The 24000-nt window shown below is 72.9% G+C and carries 29 protein-coding genes; 14 read left to right on the top strand and 15 right to left on the bottom strand.

Going from position 1 to position 24000, the window contains the following annotated elements:
* Positions 1–8: 8 nt before the first annotated feature.
* Entirely contained in the window at positions 9–419 is a 411-nt protein-coding gene (locus IF61_RS0109100; protein ID WP_030365772.1) for an organic hydroperoxide resistance protein, read from the top strand.
* Between the two features lie 108 nt (positions 420–527).
* A complete protein-coding gene (locus IF61_RS0109095; RefSeq protein WP_030365771.1) occupies positions 528–1352 on the top strand; it encodes a serine/threonine-protein kinase in 825 nt (274 codons plus the stop codon).
* On the opposite strand, the gene IF61_RS0109090 is transcribed toward IF61_RS0109095, so the two are convergent.
* On the bottom strand, positions 1347–2900 hold the full coding sequence (locus tag IF61_RS0109090; protein ID WP_030365770.1) for an alpha/beta fold hydrolase: 1554 nt from the start codon (positions 2898–2900) through the stop codon (positions 1347–1349). The two genes, IF61_RS0109095 and IF61_RS0109090, sit on opposite strands and share 6 nt — an antisense overlap.
* A gap of 142 nt (positions 2901–3042) precedes the next feature.
* On the opposite strand from IF61_RS0109090, the gene IF61_RS0109085 reads away from it, so the two are divergent.
* A complete protein-coding gene (locus tag IF61_RS0109085; RefSeq protein WP_030365769.1) occupies positions 3043–3966 on the top strand; it encodes a helix-turn-helix domain-containing protein in 924 nt (307 codons plus the stop codon).
* 198 nt (positions 3967–4164) lie between these two features.
* Complete coding sequence (locus tag IF61_RS0109080; RefSeq protein WP_030365768.1) at positions 4165–4440, top strand: hypothetical protein; 276 nt, start codon at positions 4165–4167, stop codon at positions 4438–4440.
* A 45-nt stretch (positions 4441–4485) separates the two neighbouring features.
* Here IF61_RS0109080 and IF61_RS0109075 read toward each other — a convergent pair whose 3' ends face one another.
* Positions 4486–5037, bottom strand: coding sequence for an NADPH-dependent FMN reductase (locus tag IF61_RS0109075; protein ID WP_030365767.1), 552 nt, complete (start codon positions 5035–5037; stop codon positions 4486–4488).
* A 119-nt stretch (positions 5038–5156) separates the two neighbouring features.
* On the opposite strand from IF61_RS0109075, the gene IF61_RS0109070 reads away from it, so the two are divergent.
* Positions 5157–5843: a TetR/AcrR family transcriptional regulator gene (locus IF61_RS0109070; RefSeq protein ID WP_043188274.1), complete on the top strand. Its 687-nt coding sequence runs from the start codon at positions 5157–5159 to the stop codon at positions 5841–5843.
* Between the two features lie 16 nt (positions 5844–5859).
* Here IF61_RS0109070 and IF61_RS0109065 read toward each other — a convergent pair whose 3' ends face one another.
* The 6 genes from IF61_RS0109065 to IF61_RS0109040 all read right to left on the bottom strand — a co-directional run bounded on the left by IF61_RS0109065 (position 5860) and on the right by IF61_RS0109040 (position 9361).
* Positions 5860–6915, bottom strand: a complete 1056-nt coding sequence (locus IF61_RS0109065; protein ID WP_030365765.1) for a questin oxidase family protein — start codon at positions 6913–6915, stop codon at positions 5860–5862.
* 132 nt (positions 6916–7047) lie between these two features.
* Entirely contained in the window at positions 7048–7653 is a 606-nt protein-coding gene (locus IF61_RS0109060) for a GOLPH3/VPS74 family protein (protein ID WP_030365764.1), read from the bottom strand.
* A gap of 80 nt (positions 7654–7733) precedes the next feature.
* Positions 7734–8171, bottom strand: coding sequence for a hypothetical protein (locus IF61_RS0109055; RefSeq protein ID WP_030365763.1), 438 nt, complete (start codon positions 8169–8171; stop codon positions 7734–7736).
* Between the two features lie 113 nt (positions 8172–8284).
* On the bottom strand, positions 8285–8521 hold the full coding sequence (locus IF61_RS0109050) for a hypothetical protein (RefSeq protein ID WP_030365762.1): 237 nt from the start codon (positions 8519–8521) through the stop codon (positions 8285–8287).
* A gap of 196 nt (positions 8522–8717) precedes the next feature.
* Entirely contained in the window at positions 8718–8987 is a 270-nt protein-coding gene (locus tag IF61_RS0109045) for an SCO5918 family protein (protein WP_043188272.1), read from the bottom strand.
* A 170-nt stretch (positions 8988–9157) separates the two neighbouring features.
* Complete coding sequence (locus tag IF61_RS0109040; protein ID WP_030365760.1) at positions 9158–9361, bottom strand: cold-shock protein; 204 nt, start codon at positions 9359–9361, stop codon at positions 9158–9160.
* A 412-nt stretch (positions 9362–9773) separates the two neighbouring features.
* Here IF61_RS0109040 and IF61_RS0109035 point away from each other — a divergent pair, with 412 nt between their 5' ends.
* The 3 genes from IF61_RS0109035 (at position 9774) to IF61_RS0109025 (ending at position 11028) form a co-directional block, all read left to right on the top strand.
* On the top strand, positions 9774–9992 hold the full coding sequence (locus IF61_RS0109035; RefSeq protein ID WP_157848567.1) for a hypothetical protein: 219 nt from the start codon (positions 9774–9776) through the stop codon (positions 9990–9992).
* A gap of 149 nt (positions 9993–10141) precedes the next feature.
* Positions 10142–10615, top strand: coding sequence for a hypothetical protein (locus IF61_RS0109030; protein ID WP_030365758.1), 474 nt, complete (start codon positions 10142–10144; stop codon positions 10613–10615).
* An 80-nt stretch (positions 10616–10695) separates the two neighbouring features.
* On the top strand, positions 10696–11028 hold the full coding sequence (locus IF61_RS0109025; RefSeq protein ID WP_030365757.1) for a hypothetical protein: 333 nt from the start codon (positions 10696–10698) through the stop codon (positions 11026–11028).
* A gap of 16 nt (positions 11029–11044) precedes the next feature.
* Here IF61_RS0109025 and IF61_RS0109020 read toward each other — a convergent pair whose 3' ends face one another.
* The 3 genes from IF61_RS0109020 to IF61_RS0109010 form a co-directional block, all read right to left on the bottom strand.
* Entirely contained in the window at positions 11045–11461 is a 417-nt protein-coding gene (locus IF61_RS0109020) for a VOC family protein (RefSeq protein ID WP_030365756.1), read from the bottom strand.
* A 10-nt stretch (positions 11462–11471) separates the two neighbouring features.
* On the bottom strand, positions 11472–11978 hold the full coding sequence (locus tag IF61_RS32115) for a helix-turn-helix transcriptional regulator (protein WP_052392536.1): 507 nt from the start codon (positions 11976–11978) through the stop codon (positions 11472–11474).
* Positions 11979–12086: 108 nt separating this feature from the next.
* Positions 12087–12677, bottom strand: coding sequence for a hypothetical protein (locus tag IF61_RS0109010; protein WP_245684453.1), 591 nt, complete (start codon positions 12675–12677; stop codon positions 12087–12089).
* 179 nt (positions 12678–12856) lie between these two features.
* Between IF61_RS0109010 and IF61_RS0109005 the strand changes: the two genes are divergently transcribed.
* Positions 12857–14281 carry a Gfo/Idh/MocA family protein gene (locus IF61_RS0109005; RefSeq protein WP_030365753.1) on the top strand — a complete coding sequence of 475 codons (1425 nt, stop codon included), beginning with the start codon at positions 12857–12859 and terminating at the stop codon, positions 14279–14281.
* Between the two features lie 95 nt (positions 14282–14376).
* On the opposite strand, the gene IF61_RS0109000 is transcribed toward IF61_RS0109005, so the two are convergent.
* On the bottom strand, positions 14377–15864 hold the full coding sequence (locus IF61_RS0109000; protein ID WP_043188270.1) for an amino acid permease: 1488 nt from the start codon (positions 15862–15864) through the stop codon (positions 14377–14379).
* 842 nt (positions 15865–16706) lie between these two features.
* On the opposite strand from IF61_RS0109000, the gene IF61_RS0108995 reads away from it, so the two are divergent.
* From IF61_RS0108995 to IF61_RS32110, 3 genes are all read left to right on the top strand, one after another.
* Positions 16707–16955, top strand: coding sequence for a dsRBD fold-containing protein (locus IF61_RS0108995; RefSeq protein WP_030365751.1), 249 nt, complete (start codon positions 16707–16709; stop codon positions 16953–16955).
* Positions 16956–17377: 422 nt separating this feature from the next.
* On the top strand, positions 17378–18247 hold the full coding sequence (locus IF61_RS0108990; RefSeq protein ID WP_030365750.1) for an isocitrate lyase/PEP mutase family protein: 870 nt from the start codon (positions 17378–17380) through the stop codon (positions 18245–18247).
* Between the two features lie 208 nt (positions 18248–18455).
* A complete protein-coding gene (locus IF61_RS32110) occupies positions 18456–19190 on the top strand; it encodes an AAA family ATPase (RefSeq protein WP_245684452.1) in 735 nt (244 codons plus the stop codon).
* A 19-nt stretch (positions 19191–19209) separates the two neighbouring features.
* On the opposite strand, the gene IF61_RS0108980 is transcribed toward IF61_RS32110, so the two are convergent.
* Positions 19210–20340 (bottom strand): baeRF3 domain-containing protein, encoded by a 1131-nt coding sequence (locus IF61_RS0108980; protein ID WP_030365748.1) that lies wholly within the window; start codon positions 20338–20340, stop codon positions 19210–19212.
* A gap of 195 nt (positions 20341–20535) precedes the next feature.
* Here IF61_RS0108980 and IF61_RS0108975 point away from each other — a divergent pair, with 195 nt between their 5' ends.
* A complete protein-coding gene (locus tag IF61_RS0108975) occupies positions 20536–21069 on the top strand; it encodes a DM13 domain-containing protein (RefSeq protein WP_030365747.1) in 534 nt (177 codons plus the stop codon).
* A 63-nt stretch (positions 21070–21132) separates the two neighbouring features.
* Here IF61_RS0108975 and IF61_RS0108970 read toward each other — a convergent pair whose 3' ends face one another.
* Positions 21133–21678 (bottom strand): hypothetical protein, encoded by a 546-nt coding sequence (locus IF61_RS0108970; protein ID WP_157848566.1) that lies wholly within the window; start codon positions 21676–21678, stop codon positions 21133–21135.
* Positions 21679–21819: 141 nt separating this feature from the next.
* Positions 21820–22941, bottom strand: a complete 1122-nt coding sequence (locus IF61_RS0108960; RefSeq protein ID WP_030365745.1) for a carboxylate-amine ligase — start codon at positions 22939–22941, stop codon at positions 21820–21822.
* A 308-nt stretch (positions 22942–23249) separates the two neighbouring features.
* On the opposite strand from IF61_RS0108960, the gene IF61_RS0108955 reads away from it, so the two are divergent.
* Complete coding sequence (locus IF61_RS0108955) at positions 23250–23717, top strand: SRPBCC domain-containing protein (protein ID WP_052392535.1); 468 nt, start codon at positions 23250–23252, stop codon at positions 23715–23717.
* The last annotated feature ends 283 nt before the right edge of the window (positions 23718–24000 follow it).

The raw sequence follows: 24000 nt of genomic DNA, 5'->3' as shown, positions 1-24000 counted from the left end.
AACTCCCCATGGATGCGCTGTACACCGCTGTCGCCACCGCCAACGGCCGCGAAGGCCGCACCGTGAGCTCGGACGGGCAGCTCGACCTCGCCCTGGCCATGCCTCCCGCGCTCGGCGGCAACGGCCGGGGCACCAACCCGGAGCAGCTCTTCGCCGCCGGTTACGCGGCCTGCTTCGCGAGCGCGCTCGGGCTGGTCGGCCGCGAGGCGAAGGTCGACACGAAGGACGTCTCCGTCGCCGCCGAGGTCTCCATCGGCAAGGACGACACCGGCTTCGGCCTCGCCGTCACCCTCCGCGTGGAACTCCCCGACAGCCTCGCCGGCGAGACGGGCACCCGCCTCGTGGAGCAGGCCCACCAGGTCTGCCCGTACTCGAAGGCCACCCGGGGCAACATCGCCGTCGAGCTCGTCGTCGAGTAAGCAGGCCGGCGTCCGGCAACGCGAACGGCGCGGCCCCCACCCACGCGGTGGGGACCGCGCCGTTCCCGGCCGCCGACGCGACGACGGCGGAGGTGGCACGATGACGGCATGCCACCTCATCCGTTACTGGACGTCTCTCAGACCTCGTCCGTATCCATCGAGGCTCATCTCGACCGGGTTGGAAGGATCTTCACCGCCTTCCGGGAACAGGACTCGGGGTGCGTGTCCTACGGCGTCCGTCTCGCCGGCGGAGAGCGGTGGTTCGTCAAGGAAGCCGTCACCCGCGACGCGCGGCGGTCCCTTGACCGGGCCTGGGCCTTCCACCGGGCCGTGCGGCACCCGGCGATCGTCCCTCAGGTGCACCGGATCGCCGTACGGGGCGGCTGTGCGGTGGTCATGCCGTGGCGCGACGGCGAGGTCCTCTACCACCCCGCCGTCCGCGGAGCCGCGGACCGCACCGCCCCGGGCAGTGCCATGGCGCGCTTCCGGGCGCTGCCCCTCCCCCTCGTCCTGCGCGCCTTCGAGCGGATCCTGAGCGCGCACCTCGCGGTGGAGGACGCGGGTCACGTCGCCGTGGACTTCTACGACGGCTCCCTTCTGTACGACTTCGCCGGCAGCACCCTGCACCTCGTCGACCTCGACGAATACCGCCCGGGCCCGTTCGTCCTGGAGGACGGGCGGCTGCCGGGCTCCACGCGGTTCATGGCGCCCGAGGAGTTCCTGCGCGGGGCCGTCATCGACATCCGCACCACCGTGTTCACCCTCGGGCGTGCCGCTCGCCTGCTCCTCGACGCCGGTGACGGCGAGCACGCCTGGCGGGGCGGGCCCGGTCGGCTCGCGGTCGTGGAGCGGGCCACCCGGACCGATCCAGGGCAGCGGTTCGCGTCGGTCCGTCAGCTCGCCCGTGCGTGGCACGCCGCCGGCCGGTCATGAGTCGCGCAAGTGCTCCGGTACGGCCAAGTGCTCCAGTACGGACCGCATCGCGCGTTCCACGGCGTCGCGCGCCTGCTCGCTGTGGTCGATCGTCTCGAAGCCGTGCCGGGCGTCGGGCACGTCGATGACCTCGACCGCGGCCTTGCACTCCCCGGCGGCGGTGAGGAACTCCCCGACGGTCGCCGCGAGCTCCGCGAAGTCCCGGCCCACCCGGGTCAGCACCACCGGCAAGGGCCCGGCCGCGCGCACCGCGGCCGCGGGACGGAAGCGGGAGCCGGCGAGCCCCGAGCTCGGCAGCGGCGCGAGGAGGGGGTAGGTCGCCGCCACGCACCGCAGCCACGGCGGCGGCGCGGCGAGCCAGTCCGCCGACATCAGCCCGCCGGCGGAGAAGAACCACAGCGCGACCCGCTCCCCGTCGACGCGCGGGTCGGCCCGTACGAGCTCGACCGCCGCGGCGACGTCCTCGGCGGCGCGCTCGTAGTCGGTGATGTCGTGAAGCCGGTGGTCCAGCATCACGCCGACCGCTCCCAGGCTCGCCGCGTATTGCGCGTAGCCGGTGTAGAGCGACCAGTCGCGCGGCGTCGGCCGCAGGCCGGCGGGGACCGGGCCGCCGTGGACGAAGACCACCGCAGGGCGGGGACCATCGGCGTCGGGCAGGTGCAGATCGACCCGTCCCACGCGCTCCCGGCGCTGCTCCGGTACGTCCAGGAGGAAGGGCCGCAGGTGGGGCGGCGTTTCGCTCGCGGGCGCGGACAGCCGGTGCCCCTCCCCCGCGGCGGCGCGGAGCAGGATCGCGGCCAGTTCGCCGGGGGCGGAGAGCATCGGCCAGTGTCCGGTGCCGATTTCGAAGAAGCCGGTCCGGGGGTGGGCGAGCTCCTTGAGGCGCGGGTCCCCCAGCTCCAGGAGTGACTCGACCAGGGCGATGCCGGCTCCGTTGGCGGTGCAGAGGACGCCGGTCGTCGGCAGCTCGGAGACCGCCCCGCCCGGCACGCGGAGCGGCCGGGTGAGCGTGGCCAGGGGCTGCGGCGCGGCGAGGCCGGTCAACCGGTCCAGCGCGTCCTGGGGGATACCTGCGGGGCTGCCCCACCGCTGCCATTCGGCGGCTGCCGGCGGGGAGAGCAGGCCGTCGGCCCCGGTCTCTCCGGCCCGCTTCCGCAGCCCGTCGCGCAGGGCCTGATCCGGTATCAGTTCGAGGGCGGGGGCGCCGTCCTGGGGCACGGTGGTGTCCACGTAGACGATGCGGGCGACCCGCTCGGCGCGCCGTCCGGCGGCGCCGAGCACCGGGTGGACGCCGTAGCAGTGTCCGACCAGGACCACTTCCGGCGCGTCGATCTCGTCGATCAGCCGCACCAGGTCCTGGACGTGCGTCTCCAGGTCGGTGCCGGCAGGCGCGCTCGTGTCCGCCTCGTCGTGCTCGTCGTGGCCGCCGCCCATGCCGGTCAGCGTCACGGGATGGGCCTCGGCCCCCGCCTCCCGCAGCCGGGCGGCCACGTCCTCCCAGATCCAGCCGCCCGTGTGGGCGCCCGGCACCAGAACGAATGCCGTCATGATCTCTCCTCCTCGCAAGCCTTCGCGGGCCTTCCCGTGCCCGTCCGTCTCGGTCCGCGGGCCCGGCCCGACGGGCCGTCCGCGTTCGCCGGTACGGTAAAAGCTCCTGCTGGGGGAGGATCAAGCCGTGTCACCTGACGGCATGTGGAGCATCGGAGAGCTCGCCGAGCGCGCGGGCGTCACCGTCAAGACCGTCCGCTTCTACTCGGACCGCGGTCTGCTGCCCGAGGCGGGCCGCAGCGCCGGAGGCCACCGCCGGTACGGCCCCGAGGCCCTCGGCCGGCTGCGCCTGATCCGCTCCCTGCGCGCCCTCGACCTGCCGGTTCCGGACGTAGGCCGGGTCCTCGACCGCGAGGACGCGATGGAGGACGCTCTGGAGGACGCCGTCGCAGGGCAGTTGCGGGAGCTCGGCTCGCAACTGGCCGCCCTGCGCTGGCGGGAGGCCGCCCTTCAGCTCGTCCGGGACTGCCCGGCCGGGGAGCGCGCGGACCGGCTGCGCCTGGTCGGCGCCGTGTCCGCCCCGCCCAGCACGGCCGCGCTGGCCCGGTTCTGGCGCGGCTGGCTGCCCCCGCGGCTTCCGGCCCGAGTGCTGGCCGCGGTCGTCGACCAGGCTGTTCCGCAGCCGCCCGCGGATCCGACCCCGGCGCAGGTCCTGGCGTTCGCCCGGCTGCACGCCCTCGTCTCGGGCCCGTGCCCCGGAGCGGCCGGCGCCGGCGACTGGCAGCCTGCGGCGCACCGGACCGGGGGCGGCTACCGCCCGGCGGTGCTCTACGAGGGCCTCAGTGAGGCGTACGCACTGGCGTCGCCCGCACTGCGGGCGCATCGGGCGCCGTACGACGGTGAGGCGCTCGACTGCTTCGTCGAGGCCTACGCGCGCTCGCGCGGCACGCGTGACACCCCGGCCTTCCGCCGCGAGCTCAGCAGCCAGCTCGCCGCGGACCCCCGCATCGACCTCTACTGGCAGCTCGCCGCCGAACTGTGGGGCCCGGCCCAGCCGACTCCCGGGGCCTCCCACGACTGGCTTTGCGCCGCCCTGGACGCCCAGATCGCCCGTACGGCGGCGTGAAAGCGGTGCGAAGCGGTGTGAAGCAGTGTGAAGCGGCCCCGCAGGCCGCCCCGCCGCCCTCGGGGTGAAAGCCCTCCCGGGAAACGTTTCCCGCGGTACTCCGGCTCGTTGGCCTATGTACGCGAAAAACGCCAGGACCCGTACGAACCGGCACAGGCCGGTAGGAAAACGAGAAGGCGGAGAGAAACTGTGCGTCGGATGAGAATCGCTCTGGCCGCGGCCGTCATGGCCGGTGCCCTGGCCGCGCCCGCAGCGGCCGCACAACCTGCCCCCGCGGCCCCGCCCGCCGTCCACATGCCGGCCGGACAACCGGCTGCGCACCCGCCCGCCGCGCACATGGCCGCCGACAAGCCGCCCTTCCCCTACGCGGACTGCATCAAGGCCACCAAGAAGCGCGGGGAGAGCAAGCGCTACGGCAAGTGGCACTGCGACCAGCTGGTCAAGAAGGGATGGGTGAGGCCCCCGAAGCGCTGACGGCGCTCCGGGGGCCCGCGTGCCCGAGACGTGCGGGCCGGCAGGTCACTCGGCGGCGGCCTCGGCCAGGCGCTCGATGACCGCGGTCAGGGCGGTGGTGACCTCGGCGTCCTCGACGGGGTGCAGGTCGGCGAAGCGCGTCACGGACCCGGAGATCGAGAGCTTGACGTCCTCCAGAACCGCGCCGCCGGCGATGCCGGCGGCCTTGCGGGCCTCGTCCTGCGCCCAGACCCCGCCGTACTGGCCGTAGGCGGTGCCGACCACGGCGACCGGCTTGCCTGCGATCGCACCGGCGCCGAACGGGCGCGACACCCAGTCGATGGCGTTCTTCAGCACGGCCGGCATCGTGCCGTTGTACTCGGGCGCGACCAGCAGGAGGGCGTCGGCGCGGGCCACGGCCTCGCGCAGCTCGGCGGCGGCCTCCGGGACACTCCCCTCGACGTCGATGTCCTCGTTGTAGAAGGGCACGTCGGCGAGGCCCTCGAGGAGCTGGACGTCGGTGCCCGCGGGGGCGATCTTGACGGCCGCCTCGGCGAGCTGGCGGTTGTGGGACCCGGCGCGGAGGCTGCCGACGAGCGCGAGGATGCGGACAGACATGGGGAACTCCAGAGGGGGGTGATCGACAAGAGTTAAAACCGGACCGAGGTCCTGTTTAAAGTTGTAGCACTTATCCGGACCGCGGTCCAGTTATTGTTCCGACGCGCTACGCTGGCCCCATGACCGGCTTCACCCCGCCCCCGCCCAGCCCGGACCACGGCACCCCCGACGGCACTCCTGACGGCACCCGGGGCGAGCACCCGGGTCTCGCTCTCATCCCGGTCGGCGAGCCCCCGCAGCTGCGGGCCGACGCGGCGCGCAACCGCACGCGCCTGCTGGAGGCCGCGTCGCGGCTGGCGGCCCGGTGCGGGGCCGCGAACCTGACCATGGAGGCGGTGGCCGCGGCCGCCGGGGTCGGCAAGGGCACGGTCTTCCGGCGCTTCGGCGACCGCACCGGTCTCCTGCTGGCCCTCCTGGACCACCGCGAACAGCAGCTCCAGGCGGCCTTCATCTCGGGCCCGCCGCCCCTGGGCCCCGGCGCCCCCGCGGCGCAGCGCCTGCACGCCTTCGGGCCCGCGGTCATCCGCCACGAGCGCGACCACCACGACCTGATCCTGGCCACCCGCACGGATCCGCTGCGCGCCTACAGCGTCCCCGCCCGCCACCTGCGCCTCACGCACGTCGCCATGCTCCTGCGCGAGGCGGGCGTGGACGGCGACGCCGAGCTCCTCGCGCACACGCTGCTGGGCTACCTCGACACCACCCTCATCCACCACCTGTCCGTCGAGCGCGGCATGTCCCCCGACCGCCTGGACGCGACCTGGCACGACCTGGTCACCCGGCTGGGAGCCGGCCCGGCCGAGTAGCCCCTGCCTGCGGGCCTCAGGCGAGCGGCTCGCTGAGCTCGATCGCACGCAGCACGGCGGCATGCGCCTGCTCGTCCGCCCCGTCTGCCTCGTCTGTCTTGTCTGTCTTGTCAGCGACATCGAGCGCCGTGTCGGCGAATTTGATGACGTGTTCGTCGCCGTGCGCCACCGCGCGCTCGATCACGTCTCCGGCGGCGACGCGGCCAGGGGGCACGTACGAGGCGGCTTCGGCCGGGGCGTACATCGCCGTGACCGCGGCCGATGCCGTCCAAGCCGCGTGCAGACTCGGCGCCCACAGGGCCCGCGGCAGTGCGGGAAGGGTGCGCAGGACGGCGCTGGGAGCCGTGGCCGCATGCACGAGCATGGTCGCTTCTCCGTGGCCGTGGGTGGCGTAGCGGTGGGTCGCGGCGCGCACCAGCTCGGCGAGCCGGTCCCGGGCCGTGGCCGGGTCGGTCACGTCACCGGCCCAGGCGGGCAGCCGCTCGATGCGGGCCAGCCGCATGGGGAAACCGCCGTCGAGGTCCCGGATCGGGGGTACGGCGTGCAGGCTCGCGGCGGCGTGCGGGGCGGCGGGGAACCAGGTGATCCCGGCGAGCGGGTGGTGGCGGGCGGCCCAGTAGCCCAGCCCGTGGGCGAGTTCGGTCAGCCGGGGCTCGCTCGCGCCGTCGCGGAGGAGTGCGCGTACGGCGTGACCGACGCGGATCACGGGGTGGGTCGACCCTCCGTACATCCCCGGCAGCAGGCGGGGCCACCACGTCGCGAGCACGCTCTGCCAGCCGTGTTCGGGGAGCGTGCGCCCGAAGTACGCGATCCAGTCGGCGGCCCGGCGCGGGTCGCCGAGCGCGCCGGCCCAGTCGGCGTCCGTGACGGGCGCCACGGCGGCCGGGAACTCCTCCAGCCGCTCCTCGTAAAGATCGAGCCAGCGGTGCACCGCATCCGGGCGGCCGCGGGCGACGAGCGCCTCGGCCACCATGGGGGCGTGGTTGGTGAGCCGTCCGAGCCGCTCCGGGCCCGCGGCGTGCAGCCGCTGAAGCGCTTCATCGAGTACGCCGCTGGTGTCCGTGATGTCCATACGGAGCACGCTAGGCGCGGTCGCCCGCCCCCGTATCGGCCCGGGGAACCAAGTCCGGCCGCGCGCCGGGCCTAGGCCGGTTGACGACAACCCCGGACGGCCGCCTCCGGCCCGCCCGTCCGCCGCGTGCCGTCAGGCGCCTCGCCAGACATTGTCGAAGGCCGCCTGCTCGATGGCGCGCCGCTGCCGTACGGCCTCCAGGTCGAGCAACGCGTCATTGACCGCGGCGAGCACGCTCTCGACCGCGTCGCCGGCCTCGGCCGGCGCTTCCTCACCGCTCTTGTCGCGGAGCCCGGCGGCCGCCGCCAGGGCGGCGAGGACGGGCTCGTCCGCCGCCAGGCGTTCCTCGGCCCGGCGGTGGTCGGCCGAATCGGCCGGGACCGTCCTGCCCGCACGGAAGGGCATCCAGCGGCTGCCTCGCCGCGTGAGCTGCCCGTCCGCCTCCAGAGCGGCCAGGTAGACCGACGCCAGGCCGCGGCCCCTGCGCCACAGCCAGTCGCCGACCGGCTCGTACGGTGCTTCCCGGACGAGCGCCGCCGCGGCCTCGTCCAGCACGCGGTCGGCCGGAGCGGTCCGGTCGCCCGGCACGATCCTGTCGCCGTCCAGCGTGGCGGCCCCTGCGGCCAGGAGGTCGATCACCTCCGCTCCCGCCAGCGCGAGCGACAGATCGCCCGGCTCCACGGGGCGCGTGGTCGCCGCGTCCATGGCCGTCATCATCAGATCCCGTGCTGTGGTCATAGAAGGCTCCGCGTGGGCCGCCGTGTGTGCTCCTGCAACGAGAGTAAGGAGGCAGAACGCCGGGTGCACTGCGCTCCGGTTCAGGTCGCCGGCCTCCGCCGCCGCCACACGCTCATCGACGCACAGCCCGCCGCACCCGCGAGGCTTCCCAGCAGGACGGGGTTGACGGCCGCGGGGATGAAGTCGACCGGGGTGTGCACGTCGGAGACGCACCGGGCCTTCAGCGGGAACCAGCCGTTCTCCACGCGGGGGTGAGGGGGCGCGGCCGAGGGGTCCGGGGCGTCGCTGAACTTCACCACGGGGCACCAGTCGGGCCAGGGCGTCAGGAACATGAACCCCACGCCCACCCCGTACGCCAGCACCGCGCAGCACAGCAGCCAGCCCGCCGCCTCCGCCCAGGCAGCAGCGCCCTCCCTGTGGGTCAGCCGCCGGGTCGCCACGGCACGCACGGCCCTCACGAGCAGCAGGCAGGCGGCCACGGGAACGGCGAGGAGGAGCATGAAGACCAGGAGAATCACATGATCACAATGCCATGCGGCCCTGCCCCGTACCGCCGCGCCGGCCGCTCCGGCCCCCGGCGCGCGCTCCGTCGGACGCGGTCCGTGGTCTGCCGGACGCGGTCCGCAGACCGTCAGACGTGGTCCACGATCCCCACCTTCCCCTCGGAGCGTGCGCAGTGGGCTCCGCAGTACCAGTGGCCGTCCGCCTCGACTCCCTGGCCGATGATCTTGACCTGGCAGTGTTCGCAGACGGGGGCCATCTTGTGGATGGCGCAGGTGAAGGAATCGAAGACGTGACGCGAGCCGTCCTGAGTCTCCACGGAGAAGGCCAGGTCGTAGTCGTTACCGCATACTTCGCAACTTGCCATGTGCCGCATGCTCCGCAGGAAGGGAGGGCGGGGCAAGGGTATGGCGGGCGGGTCGGCGGGGCTGCACCCGGCCGGCGGAACCGGGCCGCGCCAGCTCACCCTCTCCGGCGGTGGTGCCCCCCTAGTAGGCCCGCGGCTGATCCCGGCGGGCCGACGGGCCGCGGGCGGGTTCGCGGGCGGGGGCTCGCGGACTCGCTCAGAAAGTTCCGAGCACGGGACCGGCGGGCTCGGCGGACACGGAGCAGCAGGTGAAGCCCAGCCGCGTCAGCGCGCGGGTGACCTCGTCGGCGGTGAAGTCACGCCGGTCCTGCCTGGTGATCACCTGCCCGACCTGCTTGACGGGGTACGTACGGCGGCCGATGACCACGCAGGCACCCGTGGCGGGCTCGGGCGTAACGCCCTTCATCATGTGCTCGACCTCGCTCTTGACCAGGTCGAAGGGGAAACGGGCGATAACGCAGCGCATAGTGCCTCAACGAGGTAGGAGGAGAAGGCGAGGAATTCCCCGGCGTCCGGCGAGCCACTCCCGGTGGTCCGGTGGTGTCCGGCCGGATAAGCGGGGAGGAAATGCAACGAGCCGGGGCCCGCACCCAAAGTGCGGGCCCCGGCCGCGTTCAGCGCGTCGGACGACGGGCGTCAGGCAGGAAGGATGTTCTCCGCCTGGGGGCCCTTCTGGCCCTGGGTGACGTCGAAGGTCACCTTCTGGCCCTCCTGGAGCTCACGGAAGCCCTGGGTGGCGATGTTCGAGTAGTGGGCGAAGACGTCGGCGCCGCCGCCGTCCTGCTCGATGAAGCCGAAGCCCTTTTCCGCGTTGAACCACTTCACGGTGCCAGTAGCCATGTCAAATCTCCTTCGGGGCAGTACCCGGGGTCCGCACCCTGCGGGCCCCGCATCGCCGCGATGATTACCCCGTCCGGAAATAAGCCGGAAATACAAAAAGTGCCGCCATCGACCGGTAGGCCGGTGAGGAACACTTGCAAGTCTTTGGGAACCACAACTGCAACTGAAAAGACAGTAGCACGGAACCTTGATCGGCGGGGCAGAAATTTTTGCCCCGCCGCACGGGCGGGTAAAAAATCATCTTTGCGCCGGGAATTTTTCGTACGCACCTTCCCCGGCTGCGCGAGCGCCCCGGCCGGGGCGCCAACACCCCTGTGTCCTTAATGCCTTTCATGTGTTTTCCAGGGGCTGATGATCCCATCCGTGTCGGTTCGCCCCCATCGTCGTTCTGCAGAGCATGAAGAACCGCATCGTGACGCGTATTGCTGTGGGCTCGGCCCTCCTGGTGTGCGGGGCCGTCTCCGCATCCGGCACCGCCCAGGCAGCCGGCGGGGGCGGGCTCAGCCCGCGGCCGCTGATGAACCGGCTCGCACACCTCACCGACGTCGAGGACAGCCCCGTGGGCGACACCGTCTCGTTCGTCAACGACAAGCTCCCCAAGGAGGCTTCCAGCCGCATCTCCCTCCGGTGACCACCGCCGAGCCGGCGACCGCGGTGCCGGGGCTCCCGGCACCGCACCGTCCCGCTGCCGCTTCCCACCGGGCTGCGCACGCCCTGGCCTACCGGGCAGCCCGGGGGCGGCGGGCCCGTAGGGCCCGGCCGTGTGCGCATAATCCCCGGGTGACTTCCCTCGACGAGCAGGTGACCGGCCAGTGGCGCAGCGCGCCCTTCGACGCGGGCGCGATGGAGACGAGCGAGCTCGTCCTCCTGGCCGGCGGCCGCGGATGGAGCCGCTTCGAGAGCTTCAGCGGCGAGCTGAGCATCGGGCGGTTCACCTGGCGCCTGCCCTCCCCCGGCCTGCTGGAACTGCGGTACACGTGGCGGGTCAGCGGTCAGTGGGGGCCATCCGGGGACGGGTTCGAGACCGTGGACAACAGCGGTCCGGACGACGAGCTGATCCGCACCGCGTACCGCATCGGCACGGAGCGGCCGCCGCTCACCGGGGAGCTGGTGACCGCGCTGCAGCTCGACGTCCCGGTCGAGTTCGCCGGGACCTTCGCGCTCGGCCGCCGGATCATGACCCCCGCCGACGATCCTTCGTCAACGGTGACCCCCTACGCACCGCCCGTCCATACCGCCTCACCCGTACGCTGACCATCGCACCAAACCCTCCCCCGGGCGCCCGCCGCGGCCCTACGGTAGGCGGTCGCCACCGCCGAGCGAGGGGAAGGTCCGTGGACAAGGAGCAGCGCGCCCGCATCGTCGCCAGGGTCACGGAGGAGCGCGAACGGCTGCGTCCGCTGCAGCCGGAGATGACCCGCACCGTCATCGAACTCCTGCGCCGCACCGTGGCGGAGAAGGAGCCCGGCGTCGTGCCGTGGGTGAACCTGGCCACCATCAAGGCCATCCAGGCCAAGCACGGCACGGACGGCATCCTGGCGCTGGCCCTGTCGCTGGGGAACTGGGCCGCCGCGGTCGCTCAGGACTTCGCCCGTACGACCGGGCACACGGCGGAGCAGCTCATGGATTTCTACGAGACGCAGTTCTTCGAGGACGACGCGCCGTAGGCCGCCGGCGGACGGCTCACCCGGCGCGGCGCTGGGTGAAGCGCAGCATGTTGCCCGCGGGGTCGCGGAAGGCGCAGTCGCGGACCCCGTACGGCTGGTCGATCGGCTCCTGCAGCACCTCGGCGCCCGAGGCCCGGATCCGCTCGAAGGCGGCGTCGCAGTCGTCGGTCGAGAAGATCACGCCGCGCAGCATGCCCTTGGCGAGCAGCTCCGCCATGGCCTGCTTGTCGGCCGGCGAGGCGTTGGGGTTGGCGGCGGGCGGCTCCAGCACGATCTCCACGTCGGGCTGCGACGGGGCGCCGACCGTCACCCAGCGCATCCCCTCGAACCCGACGTCGTTGCGCACCTCGAATCCGAGCACGTCCCGGTAGAAGGCGAGGGCCTTGTCGTGGTCGTCGACGGCGATGAAGCACTGTGAAAGCTTGATGTCCATGCAGCTCACGCTACGGGCGGGCCGCGTGCTGCGCTTCTCCGATCCTGACCGGTTCCGCGTTCCCTGCCGGTTCCGCACGGCCGGCCGGTCCCGCCTTCCCGGCCGGCTCCGGGCTCCCGGCCGGCTCCGCTCTCCGAAGCGGCCGCGTGAAGATCTTGGCGACGCAGGCCGGGACGGCCGCGCCCTGCTCGTGCGGGCGCGCCCGGTAGGCGCTCGGGCTCTCGCCCACCAGCTCGGTGAACCGCGAGCTGAACGAGCCCAGTGACGTGCACCCGACCGCGAAGCAGACCTCCGTCACCGACAGGTCGCCGCGCCGCAGCAGGGCCTTGGCCCGCTCGATCCTGCGGGTCATGAGGTAGCTGTAGGGAGTCTCGCCGAACGCGGCGCGGAAGCTGCGGGAGAAGTGGCCGTCCGACATGTGGGCCGCGCGGGCCAGCGCGGGGACGTCGAGGGGCTCCGCGTAGTCGCGGTCCATTGTGTCGCGCGCCCGGCGGAGCCGGACCAGGTCCGTCAGCATCACCTCACCAGCGTCGCACGGCCGCGGTGCGGGCGCGGGGTGCGGCGGCGCCGCGGTGCGCCAGGGCCTGCCCGGCGGATCACCGGCCGCGGGCCCGCGGAGACCTGGTCATTCCGCCGGACCCTCGCCGCCGGGGTACTGCGCCGTGGCGGCGGGCTCTTTCCCGGCCCGGTCGGCGGGCGACCGCATCGTCCCCCCGGTGCAGAAGACGCAGCCCTCCCAGTACGGCAGGGCGTCCAGGACCCGGTGGCGGACGCACGAGGCCGTGACGGCGGCGTCCGGGCCGGGGAAGACGTCCTCGCCGGCGGGGCGCGGGGGCGGGGTGAAGGCCTCGACCATGGCGCGGTAGCGCCGCAGGTAGCCGGGCACGTACGGCGGCTCGTAGGTCAGCTCGTCCCAGCGGTGCCGTTCCAGCGCGAGGTCGATCACCCTCAGCACGAAGTCCTTGGCCCGTGCCCGCTCGGCCGGGGTGCCGCCCCAGTCGATGTCTTCCAGGTCGAATCCGACGACCCCGCGCCCCATGACGTTCTGGTCCCGCAGGGCCAGGAACGCGGCGAACCGGAAGTCCCAGGGGCGGCGGGCCAGGTCCGACACGGCCAGCCACAGCGCGTCGAGGAAGGCGGCCGTCCCTCCGTTGGACAGGCACAGGTCGTCGCCCGTGCTGCCGCTGCCGCTGCCGCTGCCGAAGACGTTGCCCATCGCGTCAGCCTAGGGACCGCCCCGCGGCGGTCGTGATCCGCCCCGGACGAACGGCGGAATCTCGCCGCGCGAGCCCTCTTGCGTTGCCTGCGTCACACCCGTCAGGGTCACTTACCGAAGTCAGCGAGGTTCATGCACGCGCCGCAGCTCACATCAGCCCCTTGTGTCCAGGAGGACCGATGCACGAGTCAGCCCCGCAGAACCCCCGGCAGCCCGGGACGCCCGGCCACGCCCAGGACTCCGACGTCAGCCGCCGCTTCCTCCTGAAGTCCGCCGGCGCCGCGGGCGCGGGCGTGGGCCTCGGGGCGGTCCCGGCCGGGGCGGCCGGGGCGGCTCCCGCCCCCGCGGCGGCGCCGCGGCGACAGGGCGCGACCATGATCGGGGTGCCGTTCGAGCGGCGCGGCACCGTGCGGGTCGGGATCGTCGGGCTGGGCAACCGCGGCGCCTCGATGACGGAGCTGTTCCTGGCGGTGCCCGGCGTACGCGTGGTGGCGCTGTGCGACAAGGTGCGGGCGAAGGCCGAGAAGGTCGCGGCCAAGGTCAGAGCCGCGGGTCAGCCGGCGCCGGCGCTCTACACCAAGGGCGAGGACGACTACGCGCAGCTGTGCGGGCGCGGCGACGTGGACTTCGTGTACGTGGCCACGCCCTGGGAGTGGCACTTCCCGATGGCCGAGGCGGCCCTGACCGCCGGCAAGCACGTGGGGGTGGAGTGTCCGGCCGCCATGGAGCTGGAGCAGCTGTGGCGCCTGGTGGACCTGTCCGAGCGCACGCGGCGGCACTGCATGCAGCTGGAGAACTGCTGCTACGGCAAGAACGAGATGCGCGTGCTGCGGATGGCGCACGCGGGCGTCTTCGGCGAGCTGCTGCACGGGGCGGGGGCGTACCTGCACGACCTGCGGGAGCTGATGTTCTCGCCGACGTACTACGAGGGCCCGTGGCGGCGGCAGTGGCACACCCGGCTGCGGGGCGATGTCTACCCCACGCACGGTTTCGCGCCGGTGGCGAACTACATGGACGTCAACCGCGGGGACCGCGCGGTGCGGATCTCGACGGTCGGCTCCCCCGCCGCCGGGCTGGCCGCCTACCGCGCGCAGCACATGCCACCGGGTGACCCGAGCTGGAAGGAGACGTACGTCGGCAGCGACCTGTCGGTGAGCCTCGTACAGACGGCGAAGGGGCGGGTGATCCGCCTGGAGCACGGGGTCTCCAACCCGCACCCGTACAGCCGGGTGAACACGCTGGGCGGCACGAAGGGCGTGTTCGAGGACTACCCGCCGCGGATCTACCTGGAGCCGGATGCGTCCGGGGACGAGTGGGGGGACTTCGGGGCGTACGCGCAGTGGGACCACTGGCTGTGGAAGGAGCACGCGAACCCGCCCGGCGGGCACGGCGGCATGGACTACATCATGGTCTTCCGGCTCATGCAGTGCATGCAGCAGGGCCTGGTGCCCGACTTCGACGTGTACGACGCGGCCACGTGGAGCGCGCCGGTGCCGCTCAGCCACGCCTCCATCAGGGCGAAGGGGGCGCCGCAGGAGATCCCGGACTTCACGCGGGGGCTGTGGCGCGCCGGGCGCGCGGGGGTGGACTCGGCCAAGCCGTAGGCACACGCGGAGGCGCCCACCCCGGTGTTCCGGGGTGGGCGCCTCTCGTGTTTCAACCGATCAGGTCACCGGTCAGGCTGCCGGTCGGTCACCGGTCAGGACTGGCCGGCCTCCGCACGGGCGAGCTCGTTCTCGCGCTGGGTCTTGGCGACCCGGCCGCGGACGAGGTACCAGCCGCCGATGAGCATCGCGACGATGATCGGCAGGCACAGGACGGTGGTGCGGCTCGCGCCCGGCTCCGACGCCATCAGACCCAGGACGCCGGCGAGGAAGACCAGCGTGACGATCTGGGTGTACGGGGCCCAGGGGAGCTTGTAGCCGGGGCGGGTGACCCGGCCGTCCTTGGAGCGGCGGTAGAACAGCAGGGAGCAGACCATGATCATGCCCCAGGTGCCGATGATGCCGATGGCGGCGAAGTTCAGCACGATCTCGAAGGCGTCCGCGGGGACGACGAAGTTCAGGCCGACGCCCAGCACGCAGAAGAACGCGGTGAGCAGGATGCCGCCGTAGGGGACCTGGCCCTTGTTCATCAGGCCGGTGAACTTCGGCGCGGAGCCCGACATGGCCATCGAGCGCAGGATGCGGCCGGTGGAGTAGAGGCCGGAGTTCAGGCTGGAGAGCGCCGCGGTGAGGACGACGAGGTTCATCACGCCGGCCGCGTACGGGATGCCGATCTTCGACAGGACGGTGACGAAGGGGCTCTCGCCGCCGTGGTAGGCGGTGTAGGGCAGCAGCACCGCGAGCAGGATGACGGAGCCGACGTAGAAGAGGCCGACGCGCCACATGATCGAGTTGATCGCCTTCGGCATGATCTTCTCGGGGTTCTTGGTCTCACCGGCGGCGACGCCGCACAGCTCGACGGAGGCGTAGGCGAAGACGACGCCCTGGATGACCATCAGCATGGGCATCACGCCGGTCGGGAAGATGCCGCCGTGGTCGACGATGTTGGACAGACCCGGGGTGCCGTCGCCGACCTTGTGCTGGCTGGCCAGCAGGAAGATGCCGACAACCATGAAGACGCTGATCGCGGCGACCTTGATGATCGCGAACCAGAACTCCATCTCACCGAAGTACTTCACCGAGATCAGGTTCACGGTGAGCACGACCGCGAGGGCGATCAGCGCGAGCACCCACTGGGGGATGTCGCTGAACATGCTCCAGTAGTGCGTGTACGTGGCGACCGCCGTGATGTCGGCGATGCCGGTGGTGGCCCAGTTCAGGAAGTAGAGCCAGCCCGCCGTGAAGGCGCCCTTCTCGCCCATGAATTCACGGGCGTAGGAGACGAAGGCGCCGGAGGACGGGCGGTAGAGGACGAGCTCGCCCAGTGCCCGGACGACGAAGAAGGCGAAGAGGCCGCATACGGCGTACGCGATGAAGAGGGAGGGTCCCGCGCTCGCCAGGCGGCCGCCGGCACCGAGGAAGAGTCCGGTGCCGATCGCTCCACCAATGGCGATCATGTTGACGTGGCGGGACTTGAGGTCCTTGCTGTACCCGGCATCGCCGGCGTCCACGTGCGTGGAGGCCGTCGGCGCCGCCGTGGCGGCGGGCTGGGTTTCGGCCGCAGTGAGGGTGCGGTCACTCATGTGGTACTTCGCCTTCTTTGGAGGGGGCAGGACCGGGCCGTGGTGCTGCTTCGAGGGGGTGGGCCCGGTTACCCGGAGGTCCGGCTGGCGACGCCGTTCTCCGAGGGGTGATGCGATGCCCGCCGGCAGTGAGCCGGGCATGCCCTCCGGCCGGATGCGGGCGGCCCCGGGTGGGGGTCGCCTGCGGTCGGGCAGGGGGAGCGGGCACGAGGTGCGTGGCCCGGGACCGGCGTGCTGTCGCTGCCGTCCTGGGCGCCGCTGGGTGGCGCGGGGAGGTCAGCCCTTTAAGGGCCGCCGCCGGCCGGGTGTCGCCCGACGGGCCGGCCTGCCGTGGGGCGCTTGCGCCCGGTGGCACGGTACGGCGCCGGGACGCTGCTGCGTCCCGGTGCTCGGCCGGCTGTCGGTGGACTCCATGCCGTGAATGGTGTGAGGCGTGTAAGGGCGGCGTCAAGACTTCACGGGGAATTGATATTTCCGTGGGTAAGTGATCGATCAGTGCTGGTCAGAGCGGGGTGGGACGGGCATTTCCCGGGCGCACAAAGGGATTCGCACGACGGGAAAGGCGTGCTCGTACATGACCGTTTTCGCGCATTGCCCCTGTCCCATGTGATCAAGGCCACAGGGATTTGATCTTGCGTTGTTTGCCCAGGGCGATACATGTCGCCTGCATTCATGCCTTCTACATTCATGCCCTATGCATTCATTACCCCCCGCATTCGGGTGGGCGGGCAGCCGGACGGGTGGACCTGGAGCCGGCCGGGCGCGCGGGCCGCGGGCGGCGGAGGGGAGCGACTTACAGTGGCCGCCACAGAAAGCTGCAACACGGCGGAGGTGTTTTGCCCATGCAGGTCGCCGGCTGGCACGTAGAAATCGAATTCGACGAGGACGAATCCCGCACCCGGGCCGCCGCCCTCCTGCGACTGCGCGACGGCACCGAGCTCCGCGCCCGGACCAGCTCCACGCGGGACGCCCGCGATCCGAACGAACCGCGCGTCGGCGAGGAGATCGCCGGCGCCCGTGCCCTGCGCGACCTCGCCGAGCAGCTGGAGCTCAAGGGCCGCGCCGAAGCACGGAACCTCTCCAAGCACTAGACGCCGGCGCGGACCCGGCCCTCCACGAGGTGATCGGACCCGCGAGATCCGGACGATCCGCGGGCATATGCGCGGAGGCTGCCGGAAGGCCGGAAGGGGCTCCTCAGCTGCGGGGCGAGCACGGGCGGGTGTGCGCCGCACGGCGCTCCGGAGGTGCGGGTGGTCGGCGTGAATGCATCGCCCACCACCCGCTTTTACCTTGTCTATATTGCCGCATGACTATCTCTTGACTAATCTCCCGAGGGCACCGACCGGCACCACCAGCAGCAGAGCGCAGCAAAAATCCCTGGGGCACGCCTTCGCGCGGCGCACCCCAGGGACCTCCGGTCGGTCATCGTCTCCCGCACCGGCTGCGGGCTTCCGTCAAAGACAGCAGCCGAAGCGGGCCCAACCGACGCCAAACCAGTCTTCGGAGGGTACCCGTGAACCACCCCGCCCGGCTACGTGACGCCATCGCCGCGGACGGCACCACTCCCCTCATCGGCATCTTCGACATGTTCTCCGCCTCCGTCGCGGCCCAGCACTACGACGGCATGTTCGTCTCCGGCTTCGGCTTCGCGGCCTCCCACTACGGCCTTCCCGATATAGGTTTCATCGCCTGGCCCGACATCGTCGCCTTCGTGCAGCGGCTGCGCCTCGCCTTCCCCGCGCAGCACCTGCTCGTCGACATCGACGACGGCTACGTCGACCCCGAGACCGCCTGCCACGCCGTCCAGCAGCTGGAGGCCGCAGGCGCCTCCGGGGTGATCCTGGAGGACCAGCAGCGGCCCCGCCGCTGCGGGCACGTCGACGGCAAGCGGATCCTTCCCCTGCAGGAGTACCTGGACAAGCTGGACATGGTCCTGGACTCCCGCCGCGACCTCGTGGTTGTCGCCCGCACCGACGCCACGGAGGAGCACGAGATCCTGCGGCGCGCCAAGGCCCTGGCGGCCACCGACGCGGACGTCCTGCTCGTCGACGGCGTCCGCAGCGTCGAGTGGATCCGCAAGGTCCGGGACGTCATCGGCGACAAACCCCTCCTCTTCAACCAGATCGCCGGCGGCAAGTCGCCCCGGCTGTCGCTGCCGGAGCTGGCCGGGCTCGGCGTGGACGTGGCGATCTACAGCACCCCCTGCCTCTTCGCCGCGCAGACGGCCATGGACCGTGCGCTGGCGGGCCTGAAGGCCCGGGACGGGCGGCTGCCCGAGCACACCTCCGGCAGCGTCGGCGTCGCCGAGTGCCTGTCGCTGCTGGAGAAGAACATCAGCCGTCACCACGGCCGGCCCCTGGCCGCCGCGGCCGACGGCCGCTGACCCCCGCCCTTCCCCTCCGGCCCTCCGGGGCCGCCCGTGGCCGCGCCCTCATCCCCTCCGGCGCGGCCACGGGCCTGTTCGCCCCCGGTCCGGTGAACCCGCGAGGACGTCCGGTGAACCGGCAGGGTGCGCCACGGCGTCTGAAGGACTGCACCCGTTGCCGAGGCGGCGGGCGCGGACAGCAGCCAAGGGCAGGGGACACAAGACCGTGAGCCGGACCGGCACGACAGACAGCAGCACCCCGGCGGGCATACCCGCCGGCGGACCGGCGGATCCCGCGGGCCGGGCGGCGCAGGCCGGGCCCGGGCCCGCGGCGGGGTTCCGCCCCCGCGGGGTGGTCGACCTGCGGGCGGCCGGCCGCCGGGCACCGGCGGTGCTGTCGTACCCGGCGGGGTCGGTCGTCGTCGTGTCTGGGCTGCCCGGCAGCGGCAAGAGCACCCTCATGCGCCGCTGGTCGGCGGCGGCCCCCGCCGTGGACCCGCGGGCCGCCCACGAGCGGTGGCAGGCGCGCATGCCGGACCGGCTGCCGTACGCCGTCTACCGGCCGTGCGCCCGGCTGGACCACTTCCTGCGGATCCGGGCGGCCGTGCGCAGCGGGCAGCCCGTTCTGGTGCACGACTGCGGCAGCCGCCCGTGGATGCGGCGCTGGCTGGCCCGCGAGGCCGGCCGCCGGGGCCACGAACTGCACCTGGTGCTGCTGGACGTGGGCGCGGCGCAGGCGCTGGAAGGCCAGCGGGAGCGGGGCCGCCGGGTCGGCCGGCGCGTCTTCACCCGGCACGCGCACGGGCTGGGCCGGCTGCTCCGCACGCTCGACGGCGCCGCGGAGCCGGGCGGCGGGAGCGGGGCCGTGCCGCCTGAGGTCGCGGAGGCCGCCTCGCTCGTGCTCCTGGGCACCACGACCCGCGAGCACGTCTGCGGGCTGGAGTTCCGGCCCGCCCGGTGACCCGGGCCGGCCCGCCGCTTCAGTACCGCAGGACCGCGGCGAGGCGGTGTTCCTCGGCCAGGGTGTCGTCGGGGACGAACTCGACGTCCGCGCCGCTGTCGAGCGCGCTCTCGACGATCTCGTCGACGGCGTCCTCGATGAGGGAGGCGTCCGCGCTGAGCGGCTCCGCGGACTCCTCCACCACCTGCGGGTGGCCGCCGTTGCCGTCGGTGCGGACGGTCGCCTGGTAGTGGTCCTCTACGGCCAGGAGGGCCACCCGGCCCTGCCGCACCGTCTGCCAGACCTCGTCCAGGCCGGAGGTGTAGCGGCGGGCCCCGCGCGCGTCGCTCAGCCTCCGCAGCACCTCGCCCCGGCGCGCCTCGCGGCGCTCGTCGAAGGCCGGGCGGAGCACCTCCAGAAGCTCGTGGCCGCTCTTGGCGGTGCCGCTGCCGTTCTCGACCACGGCGGTGATCGCGCCCTGGCCGGGGAAGGCCTCCTTGAAGTGCGCGGTGAGCTCGCGCAGGCCCACGAGGTACAGAGGCCGGGGCTGCCTCTCCAGGACACCCGCGAGCGCGGCGGCGACCGACCGCAGGTATTGCCGTTCGCGCTCGACCCCGCCCTCCTCGCGGATGGGCATGCTGTAGTTCTTGCCGGGCAGCGCGTCCACGTGGTCGGGCAGGGCGGGCCGTACGGGGAAGCCGTTGCCGGTGAACTCGGTGAGCGCGTCGCCCGCGCCGTCCCACAGACGGCACTCGCCCTTGGTCACGGCCAGGGCCCAGTACGGCTCCTCCATCCGGGCGGCCGCCACGAGGTTGCGGGTGAGGAAGGTCTTTCCGATCACCACGCGCTGGGGCACCGAGCGCGGCAGGTACCACACGTGGTGCTCGCCCGGGGCCGCGAGGACCAGCAGCCCGTCGCTGGAGTGCGTGAGGTCCACCCCGGCGACGGCCGTGTCCAGCTGCCCCTCGACGTCCGCCCGGGCGGACCGGGAGACCCCGGCGTCCTCGGCGAGCCGGCGCTTGGCCTCCGCGACGGTGTTCCGCAGCCGGACGGGGTCCTCGGGGCTGTAGGGGGAACGCCGGTTCGTCGGCACGAGCAGCGAGACCGCCGGATAGGCGCGCTCTTTACGCAGATCGCGGAGGATCTCGTCGGTCAGGTCGCCGATGTCCATGGGTGTTCTCCTACCGCCGCGGCCTCCGGGACCATTACAGATCACCAGAAACACCCCGCCCCAGCCACCCCAGCGCCACCAGACGGGGCGTGGCGGACGGGGACGTAAGACTTTCGTCACCGGAAACCCGGACCCGGAACAGGCCAAAAAGCGTTCCAAGGAGTGAGAGAACACGCCGGCTTTTCGGAGGCAGAGATGGGACGTGTACGACGGGTGCTGCGCAAGCCGGCCGTCATCGGGGTGCTGGTCGCGGGGGTGCTCGCGGTGGCCGCGGGACTGGTGTGGTTCCAGCCGTGGAAGCTGTGGGTGAACGAGACCGTACGGGAGTCCGTGCCGGTGGCCACCGGCACCGCGCGGCCGGGCGGCACGGACGGCGTGCGGACGCTGGCCACCGGTGAGCTGATCAGCCACGAGCACCGCACCAGCGGGTCGGTGCGCATCCTCCGGTTGCCCGACGGCAGCCGCGTGCTGCGCCTGGAGCACCTCGACACCAGCAACGGCCCTGACCTTAAGGTGCTGCTCAGCGACGCCCCGGTGAAGCCGGGGCAGGACGGGTGGCACGTCTTCGACGACGGCGCGCACCGCAGCCTGGGCTCCCTCAAGGGGAACAAGGGCGACCAGAATTACGTCGTGCCCGCCGACGTGGACCTGTCGCGCTACACCAGCGTCAGCATCTGGTGCGACCGCTTCGACGTCTCCTTCGGGGCGACCGCTCTGAAGCCCGTCTGACCGCACGAGCCCCTGCGACCGCGTGAACCCGTACGACCGCGCGCACCCGTCCGTCCGGCCGCGTCAGGTGACGTCGATCGTGGCCGCGACGGGTGCGGTCCCGGAGACCTCGCAAGCGACGGTCACGCCGAAGACGTGCACGCCGGCCGCGCCGGGCGTGACGGTCGCGGCTCCCGCCGTGCCGAGGCCGACCGAGGCGGTGCCGCCGGTGAGGGTGACGGTGGAGCCGCTGGGCACCGCGGCGGCGTTGGTGAAGCCGGTGGCCGTCACGGAGCCGGTCGCCGCGCCGCCGAGTTCGAGGGTCATCTCGCCGGTGGCGGCGCGGGCGGGCACGTCGATGGGCACGGTCAGCGCGGTGGTGACCTCGACGGACAGGTCGGCGGTCGAGCCCTGCGGCACGCCGGCGGGTGCGGTCACGGTCACGAGGAGGGACTGGACGCCGCCGGGGGCGCCGGGGCCGGTGCACGTGTAGCCGACGGTGACGGCGTCGGCGGCCGCGGCGGGCGGGGTGCCGAGCACGGTGCCCGCCCCCGCAAGGAGGGCGGCGAGTGCCGTGCCCGTGATCATCCTGCTGCGGTTCCGCTGCGCCCGGGTGTGGGGGATGCTCATCGCCGTGCTCCTTCCGTCCGGCGCCGCGGCGGGCGGCCGGATCCGAGGACAAGGGCTGCCGGAAGACCACCGGCAGGAGTGACGTGAACATGTCATCTCTCCCACGGAGGTGCGGAGAAGTCAACACACCTGCGGATGCCGCTAGTTCTCCGGGCTCCCCGGGTCCTCCGCGCTCTCCGGGCTTTCCGTGCTCGCCAGAGCCGTCAGGGCGGTCAGACCGCCCGCGGCGAGGGCGCGGCGCTGGCGGTCGGCCGGGGCACCGCGGGCGAGGAAGAGCCGCAGCAGCCGGTTGACCTCGCGCGTGTCCCCGGCCTCGTCCAGGGCCGGCCCGATGTGCGCGAGCAGGCCGCCGACCGCCTCGCCGGGACCGCGGCGCCGGCCGTGGGCGTCGATGAGACCGCGGTGCAGCCCGTAGCGCGCGGCGTGCCAGTTCGCGGCGTGCAGCATCTCCGGCGGGCAGGGCGCGAGCGGCAAGCCCTCCCGTTCCTCGCGCAGCGCGGTGGTGACCAGGGCGCGGACGATGCCCGCGAACAGGACCGCGTCCTCCACGGTGAGCTGGACGTCCAGCGCCCGCACTTCGAGGGTGGGATAGCGCTCGGAGACGCGCGCCTGCCAGTAGAGCTGGCCGGTGTCCATGATCGCCCCGGCCCGGAGCAGGGCGCCGACCCGCCGGTCGTAGTCGTCCGGCCCCTCGAACCGGGGCGGGGGGCCGCTGACCGGCCAGCGCCCGAAGACCACCGTGCGCCAGCTGGCGAACCCGGTGTCCCTCCCCCGCCACAGCGGGGAGTTCCCTCCCATGGCCACCAGCACCGGCAGCCAGGGACGCAGCCGGTTCAGGGCGCCGACGGCCGCGGCCCGGCCGGGCACCCCCACGTGCACGTGCATGCCGTTGACGAGCTGCTCGTCCACCAGGCGCGCCCCTTGCGCCTGCAGCGCCAGGTACCGCCCCTCGCCGGTGACCGGGACCGGCGCCCCGCCGGCCAGCGGCGCGGCGCCGCAGGCGACGGGCCGGCACCCCGCCTTCTGCGCCGCCGCGCTGACCGCGTGCCGCAGCCGCAGCAGGTGCCCGCCGACCTCCGCGAGGCCGGTACAGACGGGGGTGGCGGCCTCCAGCTGGGCCTGCAGCAGCTCGGACTTGATCTCCCGCGCCTCGGTCATCGCCTGCAGGCCGGAGGCCGCCCGCACCTCCTCCGCCAGCGGCACGGGCAGCGCCGTGACGGGGTCCAGGAGCAGGTACTCCTCCTCCACCCCCAACGTGATCATGCGAGCGTCCGCCCTCTCGTCCGTTCCGCACCGGGGCAGGGGCTCCCCGGCGTCCCGGAAGGACCTGCCAGCTGCAGGTGTGCCCGGTGGCCGCGGGCGGTAACGGCCGCCGCTCCAGATCCACCCGGGCGCCCCCGCACCGCCAGGACGGGCCGAGAGGGCGGTTCAGGCCAATACTGAGCTTTGCGGGACGGTCCTCCGCGCGACGGAACTCGGGACGGTCCTCCGCGCGGCGGAGCTGCGGCACGGGAACCGCGGCGGCGAGGAACTGCGGCAACGAGGCACTCAGCACGAGAAGAGGCACGCCGATGCGGGAAATAGCCACCGTGGTGGACATCGCCGCCACACCCGGCCACGTCTGGCGGATCCTGACGGACCTGGAGCGCTACGGGGAGTGGAATCCCTTCATCCGTGAGGCGTCAGGGACGGTGTCGCCCGGCGGGCGGCTGCGGCTGCGGGTCTTCCCGGCCGGCCGCAGGCCCATGACGTTGCACCCGAAGGTCAGGGTCGCGGCCCCCGCGGAGGAGCTGCGGTGGCGCGGCCGGACCCTCCTGCCCGGACTCTTCACCGGGGAGCACCGCTTCGTCCTCACCGACCTGGACGGGGGCGGCACGCGCGTCGTCCAGAGCGAGAGGTTCTTCGGGGTGCTGGTGCCGTTCCTGCGGCGGAGCATCGCCGCCGCCGTCGCGGACTTCGAGGCACTCAACGAGGCCTTGAAGAAGCGCGCGGGGACGACGCCGGAGAGACGCGCGGAGCCGGCGGCGGACGGCGTCTGAGCCCGCGGATCAGCCACTGCGCTCCCACAGCACGGCGGTCGGCGGGGCGAAGAACAGCAGGTTGCCGACGCTGAGCACCGCGCCGGCGGGGCGGCGAACGTCAGATCGCCGGAAATTACAAACCGGACCGCTGGTTTATCACTTCGAGCGGACGCCACAATTCGGCACATCCATGAATCATTGCCCCATCGCCCCGCCCCGCCCACACTGCCGACGCTACCGATCACCAGGAAGTCGGCCCGCCAGATAGCTCACCATGGGGCACATTCCGGGCGCACGAAGT

The sequence above is a fragment of the Streptomyces roseoverticillatus genome (genome assembly GCF_000719265.1).
GTDB classification, from domain to species: Bacteria; Actinomycetota; Actinomycetes; order Streptomycetales; family Streptomycetaceae; genus Streptomyces; species Streptomyces roseoverticillatus.
This window is presented reverse-complemented; position numbering and strand designations above follow the sequence as displayed.

Excerpts from the sequence above, each read along its gene's own strand:
- IF61_RS0109005 (WP_030365753.1), top strand. The coding sequence starts at position 12,857 with ATGCACGAGTCAGCCCCGCAGAACCCCCGGCAGCCCGGGACGCCCGGC.
- IF61_RS0108975 (WP_030365747.1), top strand. The coding sequence starts at position 20,536 with ATGGGACGTGTACGACGGGTGCTGCGCAAGCCGGCCGTCATCGGGGTG.
- IF61_RS0109075 (WP_030365767.1), bottom strand. The coding sequence starts at position 5,037 with ATGTCTGTCCGCATCCTCGCGCTCGTCGGCAGCCTCCGCGCCGGGTCC.
- IF61_RS0109000 (WP_043188270.1), bottom strand. The coding sequence starts at position 15,864 with ATGAGTGACCGCACCCTCACTGCGGCCGAAACCCAGCCCGCCGCCACG.
- IF61_RS0109020 (WP_030365756.1), bottom strand. The coding sequence starts at position 11,461 with ATGGACATCAAGCTTTCACAGTGCTTCATCGCCGTCGACGACCACGAC.
- IF61_RS32115 (WP_052392536.1), bottom strand. The coding sequence starts at position 11,978 with ATGCTGACGGACCTGGTCCGGCTCCGCCGGGCGCGCGACACAATGGAC.
- IF61_RS0109080 (WP_030365768.1), top strand. The coding sequence starts at position 4,165 with ATGAGAATCGCTCTGGCCGCGGCCGTCATGGCCGGTGCCCTGGCCGCG.
- IF61_RS0109070 (WP_043188274.1), top strand. The coding sequence starts at position 5,157 with ATGACCGGCTTCACCCCGCCCCCGCCCAGCCCGGACCACGGCACCCCC.
- IF61_RS0109045 (WP_043188272.1), bottom strand. The coding sequence starts at position 8,987 with ATGCGCTGCGTTATCGCCCGTTTCCCCTTCGACCTGGTCAAGAGCGAG.
- IF61_RS0108995 (WP_030365751.1), top strand. The coding sequence starts at position 16,707 with ATGCAGGTCGCCGGCTGGCACGTAGAAATCGAATTCGACGAGGACGAA.
- IF61_RS0108955 (WP_052392535.1), top strand. The coding sequence starts at position 23,250 with ATGCGGGAAATAGCCACCGTGGTGGACATCGCCGCCACACCCGGCCAC.
- IF61_RS0108960 (WP_030365745.1), bottom strand. The coding sequence starts at position 22,941 with ATGATCACGTTGGGGGTGGAGGAGGAGTACCTGCTCCTGGACCCCGTC.
- IF61_RS0109060 (WP_030365764.1), bottom strand. The coding sequence starts at position 7,653 with ATGACCACAGCACGGGATCTGATGATGACGGCCATGGACGCGGCGACC.
- IF61_RS0109050 (WP_030365762.1), bottom strand. The coding sequence starts at position 8,521 with ATGGCAAGTTGCGAAGTATGCGGTAACGACTACGACCTGGCCTTCTCC.
- IF61_RS0108970 (WP_157848566.1), bottom strand. The coding sequence starts at position 21,678 with ATGAGCATCCCCCACACCCGGGCGCAGCGGAACCGCAGCAGGATGATC.
- IF61_RS0109065 (WP_030365765.1), bottom strand. The coding sequence starts at position 6,915 with ATGGACATCACGGACACCAGCGGCGTACTCGATGAAGCGCTTCAGCGG.
- IF61_RS0109085 (WP_030365769.1), top strand. The coding sequence starts at position 3,043 with ATGTGGAGCATCGGAGAGCTCGCCGAGCGCGCGGGCGTCACCGTCAAG.
- IF61_RS0109095 (WP_030365771.1), top strand. The coding sequence starts at position 528 with ATGCCACCTCATCCGTTACTGGACGTCTCTCAGACCTCGTCCGTATCC.
- IF61_RS0109090 (WP_030365770.1), bottom strand. The coding sequence starts at position 2,900 with ATGACGGCATTCGTTCTGGTGCCGGGCGCCCACACGGGCGGCTGGATC.
- IF61_RS0109010 (WP_245684453.1), bottom strand. The coding sequence starts at position 12,677 with ATGGGCAACGTCTTCGGCAGCGGCAGCGGCAGCGGCAGCACGGGCGAC.
- IF61_RS0109100 (WP_030365772.1), top strand. The coding sequence starts at position 9 with ATGGATGCGCTGTACACCGCTGTCGCCACCGCCAACGGCCGCGAAGGC.
- IF61_RS0109040 (WP_030365760.1), bottom strand. The coding sequence starts at position 9,361 with ATGGCTACTGGCACCGTGAAGTGGTTCAACGCGGAAAAGGGCTTCGGC.
- IF61_RS0108980 (WP_030365748.1), bottom strand. The coding sequence starts at position 20,340 with ATGGACATCGGCGACCTGACCGACGAGATCCTCCGCGATCTGCGTAAA.